We start from the raw sequence: 18580 nt of genomic DNA, 5'->3' as shown, positions 1-18580 counted from the left end.
TACTCCCTACTCCCTACTCCCTACTCCCTGTTCCCTATGCAATAATAACGATAGACAACAATGGGGGAGTCATGAACATGAGCGAAGTTGTGTTTTTGGTTGAGGAAGATCCGGAAGGGGGTTATACGGCCAGAGCCTTAGGAGAATCTATTTTTACCCAAGCAGACACGTTAGATGAGCTGAAAACGATGGTTCGAGATGCTGTTGAGTGTCATTTTGAAGATAGTGATAAAGATGTAGTGGTTTCGCTACGGTCTGGTCAAGGTAACAGGATCTAAAATTACGAATTGTTGACCACTACTGCATTTCTAAAATATCTCACTCCCCAGCTCCCCAGCTCCCTATCTCCCCATCTCCCCATCTCCCCAGCTCTCCATCTCCCCAGCTCCCCATCTCCCCAGCTCCCTATCTCCCCATCTCCCCATCTCCCCACACTCCCTACTCCCTACTCTCTACTCCCTACCTCCCGTCGATAGCGAGCACGTGCTGGTGTCCCCCAGCATACTTGCTGCTCTGGAATATTACTAAACACACTGCTGCGAGCACCAATTACGGCATTGGCTCCAATGTGGACACCGGGCGCAACGAAGCAATCGGTAGCAATCCAGGCTCCGTTACCAACATGAATCTCACCTGTGATTAACCCAAATCTTGGGTCTTTGATATCGTGACTACCGGTACAGAGGTAACATTTTTGGGAAATAATGCAGTGACTACCAATGCTAATCCGATCGATGCTGTAGAACACTACATCATCCCCAATCCAACTGTAGTCACCAATTTCTACTTTCCAGGGGTAAGTAAAACGAGCAGTCGGTCGAATAACGACATTATTACCAATCTTGGCTCCAAATAATTGGAGCAGCCATCGGCGGAAACCATTGAAGTTATGAAGACTTAAGGGAAATGCGATCGCTTGCACCAACCACCAGATTAAGACTAACCAACTGGGACGCCCTCGGTCAAATCGAGATGAGTCGTATTGGCTTAAATCTACTAATACCAAAAATCAAAAGTCATGACATACATAAAGATTGCAAAAACCAATGTATATGGTCATGTTTTTATTGTAAGTATAACACTACTTTTGAAAACTGGTATAAGGGGGCTATTTCTAAAGCAGCTGGTGGTTTACTTAAGTCAGTAGTCATATATTGGTTTGGTTGAAGGTTGGGTGGTTGAAGGTTGAAGGTTGGGTGGTTGAAGGTTGAAGGTTGGGTGGTTGAAGGTTGAAGGTTGGGTGGTTGAAGGTTGAAGGTTGGGTGGTTGAAGGTTGTTAGCCTTTGGCGTTCCCGTAGGGTAGGTTGAATGTTTAAGGTTTTAACCAGCAACCGGCCAACCTGCACTCGATTCCCGATTCCCGATTCCCGATTCCCGATTCCCGATTCTCAATTCTAAATTCGCGCATTCTAAATCACGCTCGCAAATAATATTGAAGACTCGCTCCAGTACGACCAGTGATAATCCAGACCACTGAGCGCCCTACATCCCGTAGCACTTGCAGCCAGGATTCCTCAGGCCGCTGGGAAGGAATGGCGACAGGGGTGAAGGCAATACCCTGACTGCCGAAAATAAAGAAGGCGATCGCTATCGACCGACGCATGTGAAAGTCTGAGGTGATTAGATAGACATGGTGGATGTCATGGGTTTTGAAATCTTGAACCAGGGAGGTAAAGTTGGTTACCGTATCGATAGCACGCCGATCAATATGTACTTGTTGATCAGGAATACCTGCTTCCCGAAAGACCTTTTGGGCTTGTGGGGTCGGCACTCCAGAAGAGACCCAAATATCAAGGTTACGATGCTGCTGAGCAAACTGAGCTGTAAATCTTTCCCGTCCGATACCGCCACCGAGGGTGAGAATCAACTGGGGAGTAGGGGATTGGAGATGGGCGAACCCTAAGCGAATGGGAATAAAACTAAGAGCAATACATAGGATGGTAAGGGTAAATGCTACCCGCATTTTCCGTAGGGTTTTGCGAGGGTAGCTAAAGCCTGGTTTATTGGTGAAAGGTCGGCGTGACGATAAGTTTCCTTTCATGGGTTGGTAGTGGTAAAGATGTAGTGGTTTTGCTACGGTCTGGTGAAGGTAACGGAAGCTAAAATCACGAATTGTTTACCATTATAGCAATTCTAAACTATCTGACTCCCCATCTCCCTATCTCCCCATCTCCCCACACTCCCGATTCCCGATTCCCGATTCCCGACTCCCTATGATTCTAATTGATCTATCAGGCTAATAAAACCATTAACACAAGCAAAAGCCCCTACACTCCAACCCTTCCACGGATTGATAATATTAATAATTCCGGCGGCAGGAAAATGTCCTTTTGCTGCAGTAATATCGAAGGTTAAACTTGAGTAGAAACACCAGTTATCGTTAACACGCCAACCAAGGCGATCGCAATAGTCACACCAGACGTGATAGTTGGGATTTTGACTACCTTCAATGGTTTCCCAAATCTGCTTTTGCACGGAGAATCCAAACCTACCGTGGCTGTGTTGGTGCCAAATTTTGTCTATTAATTGTAGAGTGTGAGGGTTTAATTTATTGATAGCCGCTATAGTCAACCAGCCTTCTTTTTGGCGTCCACTAATTTCAAGGAGTAATTTTGAGGTGGCTTTGTCTGCTTCTCGCCAATTGTGTGCCGTGAGGAAGGTAGCTAACTGCTCGTAAGTTACAAATTGTTCTATCTCGATATGGCTTGCAGTTTTTTGCTTGGAGAGAATATCACTGGTTGTCTGCTGTGGAGAAGGCTTGACAATTTTGCTGTTGCTGTGTTGAGTGGTAGGATTGGCAACTGCTACGGTGGAATAGTGTGTGGTTGGTATCTCACCGTGGTTCTGACCAAGGCTATTTACTAATGATGGCTTATGAGACGATTGCTGAAAGTTGCTTGTTGAATAAAATTGATTCATATAAATACGTGGCAGGGCATCAATCCCATCGGTGTCTGTAGCCACAACAGCTAAAACTTGAATCCAAAGATTTTTAGCGGCTTGTAGTTCACCTTTGGTTTCTGCTTGTAATGCCGAGTTTTTGAGAGTGTTAATATCTTGCTTGGTGGCATGTTTGGAAATCAGAACCCGATTCGGTTGAGATGAGATCAGAGCTGGGGTTTGGTCTGCTTGATGATATTGTTGGACAAGGTGAGATACTCGATGTTGCAAATAGTTGTCTAATTTGGCGACAGTTGAGCATTGTCCTCTATCTCCTAATCCTTCCGTAATAGCATAGGCAAATACACCGTATTTTAAAAAGGGAATATCATAGGACAATTGGCTAGACGACTGGGCGAAAAATGTGGTAATATTATGATTAGTTAATTTGGCGTAATCAAGAGCTTCTAGAGGAGAATAAGTTTTTCTTTCTTGATAGAAAAGATCTAACAATAAAATGGTATTACCGCTACCACACTTTGTAAGTAATTTGGTAATTTCAGCAATCGAAATGGCAGTATTTTCGATATCAGTAAGTTTACCATATACAGGCATTAAATAATTAGAGCCGTTATGGTTAATTCCATGTCCGCGAAAAAAGAACCAGAAATTGTCAGTTGGTTCCAGAAATGGCTCCATGGACAAATGGGCTAGAAAATTTAAAAGGTTAGCCCGTGTGGCAATTATCCCTTGTTTAGGTTTATCGGTAAATACAAATACTCGCTCAAACCCTAACTCTTCCCTAAACAGCTTTTGTACTAACCACGCATCATTGCTGGCATAGTCTAATGGTTCTAGGAATTGGTATTGATTAATACCAATAGCGATCGCATAATTTTTGCTCATAAATAAATTAGGCTAAAGATAGCGATTTTTACTTGGGTGAGGTAAAGCTTCCTGAGGTGCGACCCGTGGCGAATTTAATTCGCCTACGGAAAGCGCACCTAAAGTTTTAGGGAACAGCGGATCACCGGAACAGGAAACTTTAGTTGTATTCGACCACTTATGATAGCCTAGCTGATTGACATTACTATGTTGATATCGTAAATTAATTGACGCTATTATAAAACTTTGAATAGATAATAATAATATAGCGGTTTTAAATTGGGTGAGGTATAGAGTCCTGGGTTTTAGGGAACAGGGAACAGCGGATCTGGGAACAGGGAATAGGGAATAGGGAATAGGCAAGAGGCAAGAGGCAAGAGGCAAGAGGCAAGAGGCAAGTCTGTTTGACCCGGTGGGTGGAATGGGCATCTTGCCCGTTACAATCCGACGGACTTTCCTAATACTGGCTACCGAGAAAATCAGGGGGAGCCCGTCCCTAACGCACCCTACGCATTCCCGATTCCCGACTCCCGACTCCCTATTCCCTATTCCCTATTCCCTGTTCCCTATTCCCTTATATCCCACTGCGATCGACATAATAAGAACCCAGAACAATGACATCCATGTTGGTTCTTAAGAAGCACTTGATAGCTTCCGATGGCGTGCGGACAATTGGTTCGTTTTCATTTAAGGATGTGTTCAATATTATGGGGATACCTGTCCGTTCTTTGAAGGTATTAATTAAATCCCAATAGAGGGGATTGGTATGGCGACTGACACTTTGCAGTCTTCCGGTACCATCGACGTGGGTAATAGCAGGAATGAGTTCCCGTTTTTCAGGACGAATTTTTAAGACTTTTTCCATGAACGGTACAGGTTCGTTCAGTTCAAAAAATTCGCTGACATCCTCTTCTAAAATACTGGGAGCAAAGGGACGGAATTTTTCACGGAATTTGATTTTTAAGTTGATAATATCCCGCATATCAACCCGTCGAGGGTCGGCAATTAAGGAACGATGTCCTAAGGCCCGGGCACCAAATTCCATCCGTCCTTGATACCAACCAATAACGTTTCCTTCGCACATTGAATCAACCACTTGATTCAATAACTCTTCTCGGTCTAGCTTTTTGGGTTCCAAATTATGCTCTTGGAGTGCTGACAAGCATTCAGCATCAGAAAATTCACTACCCCAGAACGCATGTTCCATCACAAAATTGCGGGGTTGTTTTAAAATCTGGTTCCAGACGTAGAAAGCCGCTCCAAAACACGTGCCATTGTCGGCAGCACCAGCAGGAATGTAAATATTCTTGAAAGGAGTGTTTTGGGTAATCTTACCGTTGGCAACAGAGTTCATGGCTACTCCCCCTACCAAACAGAGATTATCGCTGGGGAATTTTTTGTGTAACTCCTTAATGAGGTGGAAGATAATTTCTTCGGTAACCGCTTGTAGGGATTTGGCAATATTCTGGTGTTTGGTCGTCACTTCGGACTTGGGTGTCCGCGCGGGTCCCAATAATTTCTCTAAGGCTGGACTGTGGAAGGGTTGTACGCTGGGTGCGCCATCGTCCCAGCTCATGGCAATTCCTTCTAGGTGGTGGTTGAAATAGTCTAAATTCAGTTCAAAGCTGTCACCCTTGGGATAAATCAACTGGCGGAATTCTTCGAGATATTCCGGTTCGCCGTAGGGTGCCAGTCCCATGACTTTGTATTCATCACCGTAGGCTGGGAATCCCAAGTATAGGGTAATGGCATTGTAGAGGTAACCGATGGAATGGGGAAAATGGGTGCGGGAGAAGTATTGGAGTTCATTTCCCCGTCCGGCTGCGAATAATGTACTGACGAAATCCCCCATGCCATCGATGGATAAAATTGCTGCTTCTTCAAAAGGGGAGACGAAGAAACCGCTAGCAAGATGGGTTGTATGGTGTTCGAGGTTGTGGATGTGAGCGCGAATATCGGTTTCGTTACATCCGCAAGCGTTAGCTAGTTCTTGTTTGAGGCTGGTGGATTTGCTTTGCTTGTTGAATCTATCCAGTAAGGAACTGAGGGAAGGACGATTTTTGATGGTGAATAAGAGCTTTTTGTTGAGGTTTGCTTTGGGATTGAAGGAAACAGCAACATGGTCTAAGTCTTTACCAGTGATTCCGCCAACTTCGAGACAGTAACGGATTGATTCTGATGGAAACCCTGCCCAATGTTTGACACGGTTGAATCGTTCTTCTTCAACGGCGGCGATGAGTTGACCGTTTTGAACTAAACTTGCGGATGCATCACCGTGATAAGCGTTAATACCGAGAATGTTCATATAGGGTTTCTTTGTAAGTTTTAATTTAAGAGTGTTAAATTATTGCTGGTTATGGATTTTGTAGAATAAAATCAGGTATAAATTTTATACTTATTGCTTCGATAATTTTTGATATTCAATCAACCGAATAGATAACATAGTTTCCGCTAGCATCCGTTGAAATGCGTAATACCAACCATGCCAACCGTCTAAAATTCCGCCCTTCAGAATCAGACAGTAGAACAGGATAATAAAGGGAGCAATAATTTTTTGTTTGCGAATTATGTCACCTAAACTAATTTCAGCTTCTGGAGTCTGGGTTAGTTTTTTGACTTCAATTATCATGTAACGGTCTTGGGCCCACAACCAGCGAGTTAAAGGTTTGCGGTCATCGTGATGAATGTAGGAAGAAAGTGTTGCTGATTTGCCATCTACAATAACTCGATGTGCATGACCATCATCTTGATAAGTTGCTTTTTCTCTTTTGTAGAGTACTTTTCTTGGTGGCAATAAAGTAGCATGCAAAGGTTTTCCAAAGACACAATACTTGAATCCAACACTATAACTGTTTACATCGGATGATCTTGGCAAGGTTTGTATTTCACTGATTAGCTCATCTGTTAACACATAATCAGCATCTAGGGAGAGTACCCATTCAGATTCTATTTTTCCTAGTCCATAATTACACTGGGCAGCAAAAGAATCAAACTTTCTTTGAAAGACTTGTACTTGAGGAATTGAATCTAAAATTTCTAAGGTTTCATCACTGCTGTAACTATCAATTACAATAATTGTCTTTGCCCAAGTAAGCTGTTGAAGAGTACGTTGGATGTTGGGGGCTTCGTTGTAGGTGAGAATGAGTGGGGTAATTTTTTCTAGCATTCCAGATAAATTAATTAGGTTGATTCGGACTGAATTAATGTGCTAGATTACAGCTTTGCTTTCCAGAAGTCCAGAGCCAGAGGTTACCTTACTGAATCGGTAAATTAATTTAAATTTTCGGTATTTTTCAAACAACGATTATCAAATACCTTTGTGCCTTTACGTGAGACTCATTCATACTTTCAATCGGCAAAACCCAAACCACAGAAGTACATATTTAATATCAAGTAAGTTAATTAGTTTACCACAGATTTAAATCCTACGATATGTTAAAAATCTATCCATTTAGTGGAAAACCCATGTTTATGTAGTATTTTAACTATCATTTCAATAGCATTTGTGTAACCGTTTTCTTCGAGAAGCTTAAAATGAACTTCAATGAAAACTGCTTTTAATGTTGAGGAGGAAAGAACTGTCTGAATTCCTTTAAGTACTTCTAGTTCAAAACCTTCTACATCTATTTTTATGATATTGGGGTAATAACCCAGATTTTCTAATAGAATATCACCGGTAGTGACAGATATTGTCAAAGTATTTGATGAGGACTTTGATAAGCGATTATTTGGTTAACTTGGATCTTCATCAACAGAAAGCTCGGCTGTTCCAACTTCACTACTAAGTGCTGATTCAACTACAGTCAAGTTTGGGTAGTGGTAAATATGTAGTGGTTTGGCTACGGTCTGGTCAAGGTAAAGGGAGCTAAAATCACTACTTGTGTAGCACTACCCAAGTTTGTATAACTATTCGGATTAATAAGCTTTCTACATGCGTTCGCACTCGATGGCGCTGGTTCAACTGCAACGACGTGACCTTCAGTTCCAACAATATCCAAAAATTTCCGGGTATAGAAGCCAATATTAGCTCCTATATCCCACACTGTATCTCCAGATTTTATACTCTCAAGTAACTCTTTATTAAAATGAGCATCATACTCTTTATTTATTGAGCCAGCAATAGTTTGTATAATTGTTCTTCCAAAAGGAGATTTTCTCAAATTAGAGCGAATTTTAATTGCAAAGGGAGACTGAATTAAATATGATGTAAGTTTCATGGTAAATTAGTAATCAAAAAAAGGTTAAATTTCACTGATAATTTGATTGAATAATTCTGCTTGCTTCTGAGTAAGCGCAGGTCTATTTATAATCTCTTGATTTTTTTTAATATGAGATGGATTGAACATGCTAGTGACAATAGCATAGGGAGAATAAATAGATTTGAAATAACCCAGTAAAATTGAATAGATATCTTGAGGCTTTTCAATCGAAAAATTAAAAGTACTACTGAAGTTATTTAAGGAGTCAATACGAACTAAATTATTAATTTTTTTTTTGAGATTTTTTTCCTATATTAAACGGTGAATGAACAATGATTTTTATTCCATTTATATTAAGTTGGTTAATATAAACATAATCTTGTTTTTGGCTGATTTGGCAAGGAAGTTGAATTAGATCAGGGTTCAAATTATTGGTGGCAAAAAACTTGGCGGCTAAATCTAGTGATTGATCAGTCGAGAATCCATAATTTTTGATCTTACCACGTTTTTTTTCTGAATCAAAAAAATTAACTATATCAGTAATGTCATTAGGCGGATTTTGAAAATCGTATCCGTGGAGTAATATATTATCAATATAATCAGTACGCAAAGATTTAAGGCTTTTTTCTAGACTTGTCTTCGCTGTATCTACAGAAAAATCAATTTTTGGTGCAACTTGACTAGCAGCAGACTTAACTAAGGTTTGAGTTTTAGGATTAATACTAATAACTTTTCTGGCTATATTTTTAGATAATCTGATCAGCCTGTTGTTTTTTGGGACAAGACCAAATTTTGTTGTTATTTCTACACTGTCTCTAGGTATTTTATTTTGGACTAAGAAATTTCCTAGTATAGATTCTGCTTCACCCCAGCCATAAGAGCGTGCAATGTCAAAGTAATTAATTCCTTCTTCGTATGCAATTTTTAGTGCTTGAATACTTTTACGCTTGTCAACTCTACCTAATATAGGAGCGCAACCGAAACCTAGTTTAGTTGTTTTCATATTAGTAATACCTCAATTGTAGAAATAAGCGATCGCGTTGAATTGGTGGTAAAGCTTTATGGAAACAAGAGGCATCTTCTATAAAGCATTTTCCTGCTTTTCCTTGAATTGTTATGATATCCTCTTGGGGGTAATATTGCTGTATTGTTTTATCTGGACATCTAGCACTGCGAAGAAGCATTGATATTTTTTTATTTTTATGGCTAGACTTGACGAGGACATGGGCACCACTATTAACATCTACATTGGTTAAGTAAAAACTAATGTATAAGAAATTAAATTTATGAATGTCGTAATGATAATCAATAGTTTGTGACTGTATTCTTCTTTCTTCTGAAGATAGGTTATTTGCAAAGCTCCACCATAATCTTACATCACATTTTTCAGGAAAATAACCGAGATATTTTTCTGAAATTTCTAGCAATAAATCATCATGTCTAAGCCGATATATTTCATTTATTTTCAGTGGTTCATCTAGATCTGCCATAGCAATTGTATGTTTTGCTTTGAGATGAGTAATATATTCCTGATAAGTAAATGACAGATTTAGTGATGCGGTAGATAAGGGCAATTTTTTAGCATAATTTACTATAGAAGCTAATGATTGCTCATTTAAGTCTAGTTGATCGTAGTAAGAGTCTTGCTTGATAGATTCAACAATCCTATAAATATTGAGATTATAGTTTTGAATTATTTGGCTTTGAAAGCTTATTTTTTTTTTGGGTTTATTTATAATTTGTATAAGTTTTTTATACTGAGAATATAGACCTCTAAATAACCAAAATCTGCCCAGTATATATTCAAAGTTACCGTTTTTGATTCTTGTAAAAATAATCCGATAGTCTAATTTAGGGTTATCAGATGTATATACTACTTTGTCGATGAAATTGTTCATAGTTATAATCTTATATTAATTAGTACTTTAAAGTTGATGTTTCTGTCTCTTTAATAAAGATGATAACTCAATCCTCAAATATATTCTTAGAAAGGTTTTTGATGAAGAATGGCTTGATAAATGTCAATCAAATTAGCTGCAATCCTTTTCCATGTGTATTGTTCAAAGATGAGTTGGCGACCGCGAGTTCCCATTTCTTTGACTTCTTGGGGATTGGTTAAATAATTCTCAAGAGCGGAAGCGATCACTTTCACATCCAACTCTGTGACATAGCCCAGTTGATGTTTTTCTACTACAGATGCTAAAGCTACACCAGGAGTTACAAGTACAGGTAAACCTACTGCTAGTGCTTCTAAAACAGATATTCCAAAGCTTTCGGCGTTTTTGAATCCTTGAGAGCAATACACATCATCGATAAACCGGCGTCTGTTGAATGGGGATCAATTCCCGATAGCTGCTGAGTAAGACGGACTCTCAAGCTCGATTCACCACGATTACCTTGCAGCAAACTAGCGCCAACCACATGATTGTGAGGATAAAGTTTTACCTGAAAACCCAAAGGTTGCAAAGTCTCGTAATAAAGCTGTGCAGTTACGCCATCACCAGGCTTTCGGTTGTGAATCTCTGTTTCTAACCTCTTTTTCCTTTCCTGCAAAGATTTATAAGTCCATGATTTGCTACTATGTCCTCTGATCCGAGATATGGGGAAATACGACCTTACTTTAGATGCCAGTAAACCAAGACCTTTGTGCTGTGAAGTGCTACGGATAGGGTCTTCGTCAGTAATCAACAAACCCCCAGGACGAAGGAGACGGGCTGCTTCTGTCAAAACCTTAGCCATATTGTCACAATGGTGCAGGGTAGCGTTAACCGTAACCAGATCAGCAAAATTAGACATTAAAGGGATATTGTGGACATCTGCCAAAAGGGGGATATAACCAAGACCTTTAGCGTTTTTCAGTGCTCCATAACTAATATCTATACCAATAAGTATTCGAGGTGAACCACCCACTGCTGCATACAAATTACGGTAGTGCATCAGCAAAGTGTGGGTATGCCGCGCAAGTCATTCCAACTCCAAGGGGCGATTGGCCTACGGCCACGCTACGCGAACGCTAACCCAGACCTTTGTGCCGCCGTATTGCCAAAGCGACTATGAATCCAAATCCAATTGAAATAGCTGACTACCAACCTTACTGTTGCTAAGGTCTGCTCCGATGACCTTGGCAAATAAATTGCTGTCGCCGATGCCCGAGACCCGTCTGCTGTCGGACAATCCCGGAACGTTCGCTCTAGTTGTTGGGTCTGCTCTTTACCGATGATGTGTCTTACTTGTGGAGGTAAAACTCGCGCTATATCCACCCCAATCATCAGTACGCCATTGTTGACAATCGGTTTTTCCTTCTGTATTCACTATTAATTCTTCGATGATAGGGTCAGTATGTTTACCTACTCTAGCTGCCAGAATTAAGCCGCTTGATGATGCTTGAGTCATCTCCTACCAACAGTCTCCTTCTTTCAATTCATTGGACTGACAGCGTTTTTGTTTTTTTGGACAAATGACCAAAATTCATCACCGCTGATTTGTGAGGTTTCAATCTTCTGTACACGGGCATTATGAATCATTTGTCCAATCACCGTAGCTGCTCGCAGCAGGCGTTCCTACCGTATTGTAGGCGAGATTAGTCGTCCGACTGACTCCTCTCAAACTACTTCCCTCTGCATGAGCCTGTAGAACCGTGTGAATTGTTTTGGGTTCAATTTGTCGGCGATAGTAAAGAGTATCAAAAGTAGAAGTGAACGTTTGTTGGCACACTCGACAGTAGTACCGTTGGCTTCCCTTACTAGTTTTGACCTGTTGATGGGTCTTATGATGACCGCATAGAGGGCATTCCATCATTCATAGGACTATTTTTGGACAAGATTCATCTTACCACTCCCACACTTCCGCATAGGCACTACCCAAATTACCAGGTCCACAACCAATATCCACGACAACTTGGTTATCCCAACTACCAATTGCGGCACGCCAGCGCTCTCCAAATATAGGACTAAAATTTTCTTGTTCAAAGTATTTTTTTCCCCATTGAGGATGTCCAAAAAAGTAGGCATTTGCTTTCATACCAGGCGTCATTTCAGAAACCGGATAAATGGCAACACCTTCTTGATTCCACTGGACTTGTGAGTCTGATTTGAGATATTGAGTGAGAGTTTATGGAATTTCTTCTGTCCCGATCTTACACATTCTATAGGTACTCCACGAAAATTTGTAGTCTAACGGACTAGGACTTTGGCTTTCTCTGCGGCTACGGCTGGTGATATAGCACTACACATTTAGATGTTTGACATTCCTACATTCCTAATCGACTCCTTATTAAGGATGGCTTGATATACCTGACTTAATTTGACTGCAATTTTGTCCCAGGTGTAGTTGGCTAATATAAATTGACGGGCGCGATCTCCCATGGCTTTTGTTTGTTGAGGAGATTTAAAATAATTTTCAATTGCCGATGCGATCGCGTTCACATCCAACTCTGTGACGTAGCCCAGTTGATGTTTTTCTACTACAGAGGCTAAAGCTACACCAGGAGTTACAAGTACAGGTAAACCTACTGCTAGTGCTTCTAAAACAGATATGCCAAAATTTTCTGAGTGAGAAGTAAGAGCAAATAAATTCGAGCCTTGTAGCAATAAGTCCTTACTTTCTCCTTTAACAAATCCAACTAGATGAGTGCGTGAGTGCAAACCGGTTTCAACTAGTAGAGACTTGAGCTGTTCTTCATAGTCTGGTTCACCACTACCTGCCAGAATGAATGTAAAAGGGTGATGAGTTAGTTTAGCCAGAGCCGGAATCAGATAGTTTAATCCTTTTTTAGGGTGTAAGCGAGACAGAAATAAAATTATCGGTTCGTCTCGGGGAAGGTTAAATTGCTGTCGTAGTTTTTCCGGTGCATTTGGAATAGTTTCATTAATCGAAAGTCCGTGGGGTAAAACAATGCTGGATGCTGTGATTTTTAACTGATTAACTTCTTGCTTTTCTTGGTAAGATGTTAGGTGTAAGACTTGGCTGTGGTTGAGGTTGGCTCGTTCAATGATATTGAGATAAATTTGCTTTTTGCGGGCACTTTGTTGCAATGACCATTGGCATAATTGTCCTAGGGGACGCACAATATAGGGAATGTTCTTGAAGCGAGCGATCGCCATTGCTGCGGTAGACGTATAGGAAAAAATGGCGTGAACGTGCACCAGATCATACTCTTGAATATGTTGCCACAACCAGGTAGTAAAAGGTCCTGAAAAGGCAAATTCTCGAACTGGTGCAATGTTAGGAGAAAAACGAGGAAAAAACCAGACTGGAACTTGATGATAGTTTGTGCGTTGGTGGAGGGGAACCTCTAGTAAGTCTGAACCGTTGTCATTTGTGGTAGCAATTTCGGCATCTACACCAAGAGAGCGTAGGGCTGGTACCATTTGTAAGATAGCCTGAGAAGGTCCTCCTCGTACTGTACTGACGGAAGGAATGACATGGAGGATTTTCATAGTGAATTTGCCTCCATCAGTGGTGGAGACGGCAAGAGTTTAAGGTATGTTTAAGCCAATTCAGTAGTTTCTATGCTGTAATTTCTCTCCACCAGTGTTGGAGAACAACTAAACTCCAACGACGATACCAAGGTTTCAGGGGAATGTTATTAGGAGTTTGAATATCTTGAACGTATTCTTGCCACTCATTATCCATCCATTGTTCATAAGGGAAATAAAACCCTCGCTTGGGACGGTTCTTAATCCAGTGGGGGATTTCGGTAACAGCTTTAGTCAAAAGCTGTTTACCTGAAGCTAGACGCAAGTTACTAGGGATTGTGGCGATGGTTTCTAGTAATATTTTGTCTACTAGGGGAACTCTTAACTCTAACCCCCATGCCATACTCATCACATCGCTGTCTCTTAACAGTTGATTTCGCATGTAACGGCTAATTTCTAGGTAACTTACTTGATCTTCTGGAGAAGGTAAAGTAGTGTTATCAAGCTCAGGGTTTTGAGGATGGGTAAATTCTTGATCGGGAAGATAATTTTTGAGAATTTGACAAGCTTCCCAATGGGAGAAAATACCCCTAAAGCTACGATAAGCCGCAACGGAATTAGGAGTTTGTTGGAGAAAATCACCTATGCGCCGAATTTTTGTTGACTGTCCCCAACGTTCTAGACCTGCACCCACAAGTTGGGTCAGAGGAGCATATGGTTTAAGCTTTTGCCCCATACGCACCATTTGGGGAACTTTCTGGAAAGATTTATATCCACCAAACAACTCATCACCACCCAAGCCAGAAAGTACTACCTTCATGCCACACTCATGGGCAATTTGGGACACACAGAAGGTATTAAAACCGTCAATACTGGGTTGATCGATGGCTGCTAAAAATTTTGGCAGTAGCGATCGCCCTTTTTCTGCTGTGACAATGTACTCTGTATGCTCAGTCTCAAACTTAGTGGCTACCTGTTGAGCTAAATCCCCTTCATTCCACTCTTGCTCGCGGAAGGCAATTGAGAAAGTATGTAAAGCACCCGACTGTACTTGACGGGACAGGGCAACAATGCCTGTAGAATCAATACCACCACTGAGAAAAACCCCTACCGGTACATCGCTAACGAAATGGTGCTGAATTGATTTTAGTAGTGCTTCTCGCACCATAGCTACTGCTGCTGAGGGCGTTGTAGCTTCAGAATCAAATTTAATTTGCCAATACTGCCATTGACGAACATCACCTGCTTGCCACCACAAGCACTGTCCAGCTTCTAAAATCCGAATTCCTTCAATCAGCGTCTCTGGTTCGGGAACGGAACCAGTGGTTAAGTAACCATATAACCCATCTGGATTTAATCGCTTTTCTGGTAAACCAGACGCTAGAACCGCTTTCAATTCAGAAGCAAAAACTAGGGTTGAACCGGATTGCCAGTAATATAGAGGTTTAATTCCCAAGGGGTCTCTGGCCAGGAAGCAGGTTTTCTCGTCGTCATCCCAAATAGCAAAGGCAAACATACCTCGTAACTGCTCAACACAGTTTTTGCCCATGCGCTGATATAGTTTAAGGATAACTTCAGTATCGGTATGGGAGGAAAAGGTTTCTCCTTGTGCTTCTAGTTGCGATCGCAATTCTTGGAAGTTATAGATTTCACCATTAAAGGTAATCCAGTAACGCCCGTCTGGAGTAGACATGGGCTGATGTCCTGCTGGGCTTAAATCTAGAATAGACAAGCGAGTGTGGGCTAAAGCAGCTTGACGATGTTGAGCAACATAGATTCCTTGGTCATCTGGTCCTCGATGTTGCAGTGCCTTTTGCATGGACTGCACTAAGGTCTCTAACTTATCTTGATATATACTTTCGGTTAAAATTCCTGCAATTCCGCACACAGATTTTATCTTCCCTTGATGATGAAATTTTAATCAGCAATAATTAAAGTGTTGTTCTAAATAGTCCCCTAGGGTTTCTTTAAAGCTTTGAAACCCAAATTTTTCAAATACTTTTTGCCTCAGCAACTGAGGGTTATAAAATAACTTGTTAGGATAATTATCCTGTAAAATATCAATTAAATTGTTAGCAATTTCATTAACATCATTGGGGTTAACTAGCACTCCTAATTCTCCATGACACAAAGCATCAATTGCACCATCTTGATTTCCCCCTAAAGCTGGCTTACCCGAGGCTAAAGCTTCCAAGTAAACAATGCCAAATCCTTCAGCTTTGCTGGGCATAGCGAAAACATCACAGAGATGGTAATGAGCCGCTAGCTCTTCGTCAGGAACGTAACCTGTTAAAGTAACACAGTCTTGCAGTTGCAATTGAGAGATTAATTGTTCAATCCGGAGACGATCATCGCCTTTACCCACTAGAATGTAGTGAATGTTAGGAATACGCTGACGAATTTGTGGTAGTGCCCTTAAAATTTGGTCATAACCCTTATACTGTTCTAATTGGGAGAGTCGAGCAACCGTAAGGATAATCGGTTGATTTGGTTTCAGTCCATACCTTTGCAGTAAGGTTGCTGGCTTTGATTCAATAGAAAAGCGATCTGGATCAAAGGTATTGGGTAAAACAACTACTTTGTCTGGATCAAGGTTTTGTTCGTTGAGAAGGCGATCCCGTGTGTAGTGACTGACAGCGAGAATGCGATCAGCGTTTTTGAGCGCCAGTTTGAGCAGAGGGCTTTGGATATCCCAAGCTTCATCACCGTGAGCAACTGTCCAGTAGGGAATACCAGTGAACTGCTTGAGGAGGTAGGAAACGATGGTGAAGTTAAGGTGGGTAGAGATAACTAAATCAGGAGCTTGCAAAATCCCATATCTCAGGGCTTGTGTGGCAAAGGTCAGGGTTCGGAGGGGTGAGGGGAAAGTGCCAAAATAGTGAAATTGGGTTTGCGGAAGATGAAAATTTGAATGTGAAGAATGGGAATCATTTTTCAAGAGTACATTAAAGCAACTTTGAGGATAAAGCGCTTGCAGGGCTTGCAGGAAGAATGAGGAGTAAGTTTGAATACCTCCTGTGAATTGAAAAATGTCAGGTAGCCAAAGATGAAATTGGGGATTCATTGAGCAAAGGAGATAAGCTGGGTAGTGTGCTGATAAGCGCGTTTGTATCTGGGTTGTAAACACACGAATTGCCGAAAAAGGCATGCTAGCAATAGGCATGCTAGCAATAGGGGCAAAAGTTCTGGAGTTTTATTGTGCAAGAACAAAAGACCATACAGGTTTACATCTCAAATACAAATGCTATATAGCGGTTTTAAATTTGGTGAGGTACAGATTTCCTGGTTTTAGGGAACAGGGAACAGCGGATCTGGGAACAGGGAACAGACAAGAGGGAACAGGGAAAAAATCCGGCGTTGCTGAATTGAAGTATGAATGGGGGATCGTCTGGTTTTGGTCAAGCCCCCGTGGGTCCCCCAGCGAGGGATTGCTCGCTGGGGGACTTTCAGAGTTTTGTTCCCCCACCGGTGCGCTTTCCGTAGGCGAATTAAATTCGCCACGGGTCGCACCGCAGAATTGGGGGGGGGTGCATCTCATATTTGTAAAAAAGCAGGGAAGTGTCGGAAGTGTCGGAAGTGTCGGAAGTGTCGGAAGTGTCGGAAGTGTGGGCAGTGTGGGAATTTGATTAGAATTTTTGTCTAATTGCAAAAGTGAGATGCACCCATTGGGGGGCTAGGGGGGCGGAATCATACCCAGAATCAGCAACGCCAAAAATCCTGTGTACCTTATAGTTATGAAAAGCGCTGTATAGACCTCTTGCAAAAGTATTTTTCTGATAGTGTTTACGTCAATTCTTGTCCACTGTTCCCTGTTCCCTATTCCCTGTTCCCGACTTCTGCAAGAAGTCTTATATCTTGGCTATTCTTTTTTCGTCCGTATAACTGATTGAGGCAGTAAATAAAAACCAGAGAGGCTGCTGTACTAGCAACGATTTCTACCAGAGAGCCACCGGGGTTAATCAGTCCCAAACCAGGCAACAACCAAGAGGTAAATCCCATCCAGTTGCCGTGAATTAACTTTTGACCCGCCGTGATGTCAATAATTCGTAGGAGTGTCCCAAAAATAATGAAACCGATAATGACTCCCCATGAACCAAAGTTGATATAGAACTCTAGAACCTGACCCACTCCGACACTGGTGCCAGCCGCAAATTCCTGCCCTGTATAGCGGGTTACCAGATTACCGCTACCTCCCCTAACGGGTTTGTTTGGCCAAAAAATTCGAGGGATCAATGCTATTGCTGCCTCGAATAACGTTTCACCATGTGCAAAATCAACGTTTTTATCTTTAAAGTAGTTGACGGATTGACCAATTATAACATTTTGATTAAGTCGAATGTCGATTAGTTCTAAATGTTCCTGTTTAAAGGGATCAAATATTTCAAATTCTCGAAACGTTTGCCAGATTTGTTCAACTCGGCTCTGGCTGCTTTCCCCTCCCCACACCCTTGATCTAATTTCGTTACGATCTCGGAGATAAGTAACAAAGATAGAGAGTCCTAGTAATAGAACTAAGAGTGTAATGATAATAAGTTTCCAGCGCGGTCGATAGAAATTGAAAACAAAAACAAGGACAACGGAAGCTGCAGCTACACCAAAGCCTAAGAAGCCCAAGATGGATATTGTGAACACAGGCATACTGCATGTAATCAGCAGCCATTGCATAAATGCACGTTGGTTTCCCATCTGCCAAGCTTTCCAACAAGAAAGGCAGAGCCCAACAATGAAAAGAGCAATTCCAGAGGTTGATATGGCTGTAAAGCTAGGTAGTTTTCCTAAAATAGGTGCTAAAGCAAGAAAGAATAAACCAATGTAGATCAGGGTTTTGGGTAATTTGAGGCTGGGTTGCCTCAGTTGTTCATAGAGCCAAGATGGTTTTGTTGTTTTAAGAATCCAAGGCGCGAGGATAATGCTACCATAGGCGAACCCTATGACACCATAGGTTGTTTCCGTGAAGCCAGCAGTAGTGCGGGCAAGATCTGACAATCCTACTAAATAAGGATTAGTAGGGGTATACCAGGGAAAGGCATAGATTAAGGCTCCGAAAAAGTGAATGATAGATAGAGATAACAAATAAATAATAGGTAAGCCAATGCTAGGAACCTTTGGATTCCATTGGTCACGGATGACTAAAACTGTTGCAATGACCCAGGTGATGAGCCAAACAATTAACCAGAAACGCTCTAGCATAGATGCAAA

General features: G+C 41.4%; 21 protein-coding genes and 2 pseudogenes. 3 read left to right on the top strand and 20 right to left on the bottom strand.

The features are described 5' to 3' along the window. A partial coding sequence (locus tag F6K57_RS20235) for a hypothetical protein (protein WP_293070256.1) occupies window positions 1-278 on the top strand: 278 nt, incomplete at its 5' end. 2 nt (window positions 279-280) lie between these two features. On the opposite strand, the gene F6K57_RS20230 is transcribed toward F6K57_RS20235, so the two are convergent. From F6K57_RS20230 to F6K57_RS20205, 6 genes are all read right to left on the bottom strand, one after another. Beyond that, window positions 281-433, bottom strand: a complete 153-nt coding sequence (locus tag F6K57_RS20230) for a hypothetical protein (RefSeq protein ID WP_293070254.1) — start codon at window positions 431-433, stop codon at window positions 281-283. 12 nt (window positions 434-445) lie between these two features. After that, entirely contained in the window at window positions 446-1006 is a 561-nt protein-coding gene (hpsU, locus tag F6K57_RS20225) for a hormogonium polysaccharide biosynthesis acetyltransferase HpsU (protein ID WP_293070252.1), read from the bottom strand. A 58-nt stretch (window positions 1007-1064) separates the two neighbouring features. Next, window positions 1065-1331: a hypothetical protein gene (locus tag F6K57_RS20220; protein ID WP_293070250.1), complete on the bottom strand. Its 267-nt coding sequence runs from the start codon at window positions 1329-1331 to the stop codon at window positions 1065-1067. Between the two features lie 83 nt (window positions 1332-1414). Beyond that, window positions 1415-2041, bottom strand: a complete 627-nt coding sequence (locus F6K57_RS20215; RefSeq protein WP_293070248.1) for a YdcF family protein — start codon at window positions 2039-2041, stop codon at window positions 1415-1417. 170 nt (window positions 2042-2211) lie between these two features. After that, window positions 2212-3786 (bottom strand): GUN4 domain-containing protein, encoded by a 1575-nt coding sequence (locus F6K57_RS20210; protein WP_293070246.1) that lies wholly within the window; start codon window positions 3784-3786, stop codon window positions 2212-2214. A gap of 12 nt (window positions 3787-3798) precedes the next feature. After that, complete coding sequence (locus F6K57_RS20205; protein ID WP_293070244.1) at window positions 3799-4194, bottom strand: hypothetical protein; 396 nt, start codon at window positions 4192-4194, stop codon at window positions 3799-3801. Window position 4195: 1 nt separating this feature from the next. Here F6K57_RS20205 and F6K57_RS20200 point away from each other — a divergent pair, with 1 nt between their 5' ends. Then, the gene (locus F6K57_RS20200; RefSeq protein ID WP_293070242.1) at window positions 4196-4402 is read left to right on the top strand and encodes a hypothetical protein; all 207 of its coding nucleotides are present in this window, start codon (window positions 4196-4198) and stop codon (window positions 4400-4402) included. Here the strand turns inward: F6K57_RS20200 and F6K57_RS20195 are convergent. The 13 genes and pseudogenes from F6K57_RS20195 to F6K57_RS20135 form a co-directional block, all read right to left on the bottom strand. After that, window positions 4340-6070 carry a carbamoyltransferase C-terminal domain-containing protein gene (locus tag F6K57_RS20195; RefSeq protein WP_293070240.1) on the bottom strand — a complete coding sequence of 577 codons (1731 nt, stop codon included), beginning with the start codon at window positions 6068-6070 and terminating at the stop codon, window positions 4340-4342. The genes F6K57_RS20200 and F6K57_RS20195 overlap by 63 nt on opposite strands. A gap of 90 nt (window positions 6071-6160) precedes the next feature. Then, window positions 6161-6931 carry a glycosyltransferase family 2 protein gene (locus F6K57_RS20190; RefSeq protein WP_293070238.1) on the bottom strand — a complete coding sequence of 257 codons (771 nt, stop codon included), beginning with the start codon at window positions 6929-6931 and terminating at the stop codon, window positions 6161-6163. 269 nt (window positions 6932-7200) lie between these two features. Then, window positions 7201-7464, bottom strand: a pseudogene (locus tag F6K57_RS20185) (FkbM family methyltransferase); the annotation flags it as partial. A gap of 140 nt (window positions 7465-7604) precedes the next feature. Beyond that, window positions 7605-7982 carry a hypothetical protein gene (locus F6K57_RS20180; protein ID WP_293070236.1) on the bottom strand — a complete coding sequence of 126 codons (378 nt, stop codon included), beginning with the start codon at window positions 7980-7982 and terminating at the stop codon, window positions 7605-7607. 265 nt (window positions 7983-8247) lie between these two features. Next, entirely contained in the window at window positions 8248-8967 is a 720-nt protein-coding gene (locus tag F6K57_RS20175) for an aldo/keto reductase (protein WP_293070234.1), read from the bottom strand. 1 nt (window position 8968) lies between these two features. Next, window positions 8969-9862, bottom strand: coding sequence for a phytanoyl-CoA dioxygenase family protein (locus F6K57_RS20170; RefSeq protein WP_293070232.1), 894 nt, complete (start codon window positions 9860-9862; stop codon window positions 8969-8971). 86 nt (window positions 9863-9948) lie between these two features. Beyond that, window positions 9949-10269, bottom strand: a complete 321-nt coding sequence (locus F6K57_RS20165; RefSeq protein ID WP_293070230.1) for a glycosyltransferase family 4 protein — start codon at window positions 10267-10269, stop codon at window positions 9949-9951. Further along, window positions 10215-10901 carry a class I SAM-dependent methyltransferase gene (locus F6K57_RS20160; protein ID WP_293070228.1) on the bottom strand — a complete coding sequence of 229 codons (687 nt, stop codon included), beginning with the start codon at window positions 10899-10901 and terminating at the stop codon, window positions 10215-10217. Before F6K57_RS20160 ends, F6K57_RS20165 begins: the two co-directional genes overlap by 55 nt. Beyond that, window positions 10901-11762: pseudogene (locus tag F6K57_RS20155) on the bottom strand (IS1 family transposase). Before F6K57_RS20155 ends, F6K57_RS20160 begins: the two are co-directional and overlap by 1 nt. Before the next feature lie 30 nt (window positions 11763-11792). After that, window positions 11793-11996 (bottom strand): hypothetical protein, encoded by a 204-nt coding sequence (locus tag F6K57_RS20150; RefSeq protein ID WP_293070226.1) that lies wholly within the window; start codon window positions 11994-11996, stop codon window positions 11793-11795. Window positions 11997-12196: 200 nt separating this feature from the next. Then, entirely contained in the window at window positions 12197-13402 is a 1206-nt protein-coding gene (locus tag F6K57_RS20145; RefSeq protein WP_293070224.1) for a glycosyltransferase, read from the bottom strand. Between the two features lie 70 nt (window positions 13403-13472). After that, a complete protein-coding gene (gene asnB, locus F6K57_RS20140; RefSeq protein ID WP_293070222.1) occupies window positions 13473-15269 on the bottom strand; it encodes an asparagine synthase (glutamine-hydrolyzing) in 1797 nt (598 codons plus the stop codon). Between the two features lie 33 nt (window positions 15270-15302). Continuing rightward, window positions 15303-16445 carry a glycosyltransferase gene (locus F6K57_RS20135; protein WP_293070220.1) on the bottom strand — a complete coding sequence of 381 codons (1143 nt, stop codon included), beginning with the start codon at window positions 16443-16445 and terminating at the stop codon, window positions 15303-15305. A 202-nt stretch (window positions 16446-16647) separates the two neighbouring features. Between F6K57_RS20135 and F6K57_RS20130 the strand changes: the two genes are divergently transcribed. Next, window positions 16648-17007: a hypothetical protein gene (locus F6K57_RS20130; RefSeq protein WP_293070218.1), complete on the top strand. Its 360-nt coding sequence runs from the start codon at window positions 16648-16650 to the stop codon at window positions 17005-17007. A 190-nt stretch (window positions 17008-17197) separates the two neighbouring features. Here F6K57_RS20130 and wzy read toward each other — a convergent pair whose 3' ends face one another. Next, on the bottom strand, window positions 17198-18571 hold the full coding sequence (wzy, locus tag F6K57_RS20125; RefSeq protein WP_293070216.1) for an O-antigen polysaccharide polymerase Wzy: 1374 nt from the start codon (window positions 18569-18571) through the stop codon (window positions 17198-17200). Window positions 18572-18580 lie beyond the last annotated feature (9 nt).

The organism is Moorena sp. SIO4A5, from assembly GCF_010672005.1.
In the GTDB taxonomy this organism is placed as follows: Bacteria; Cyanobacteriota; Cyanobacteriia; order Cyanobacteriales; family Coleofasciculaceae; genus Moorena.
This window is presented reverse-complemented; position numbering and strand designations above follow the sequence as displayed.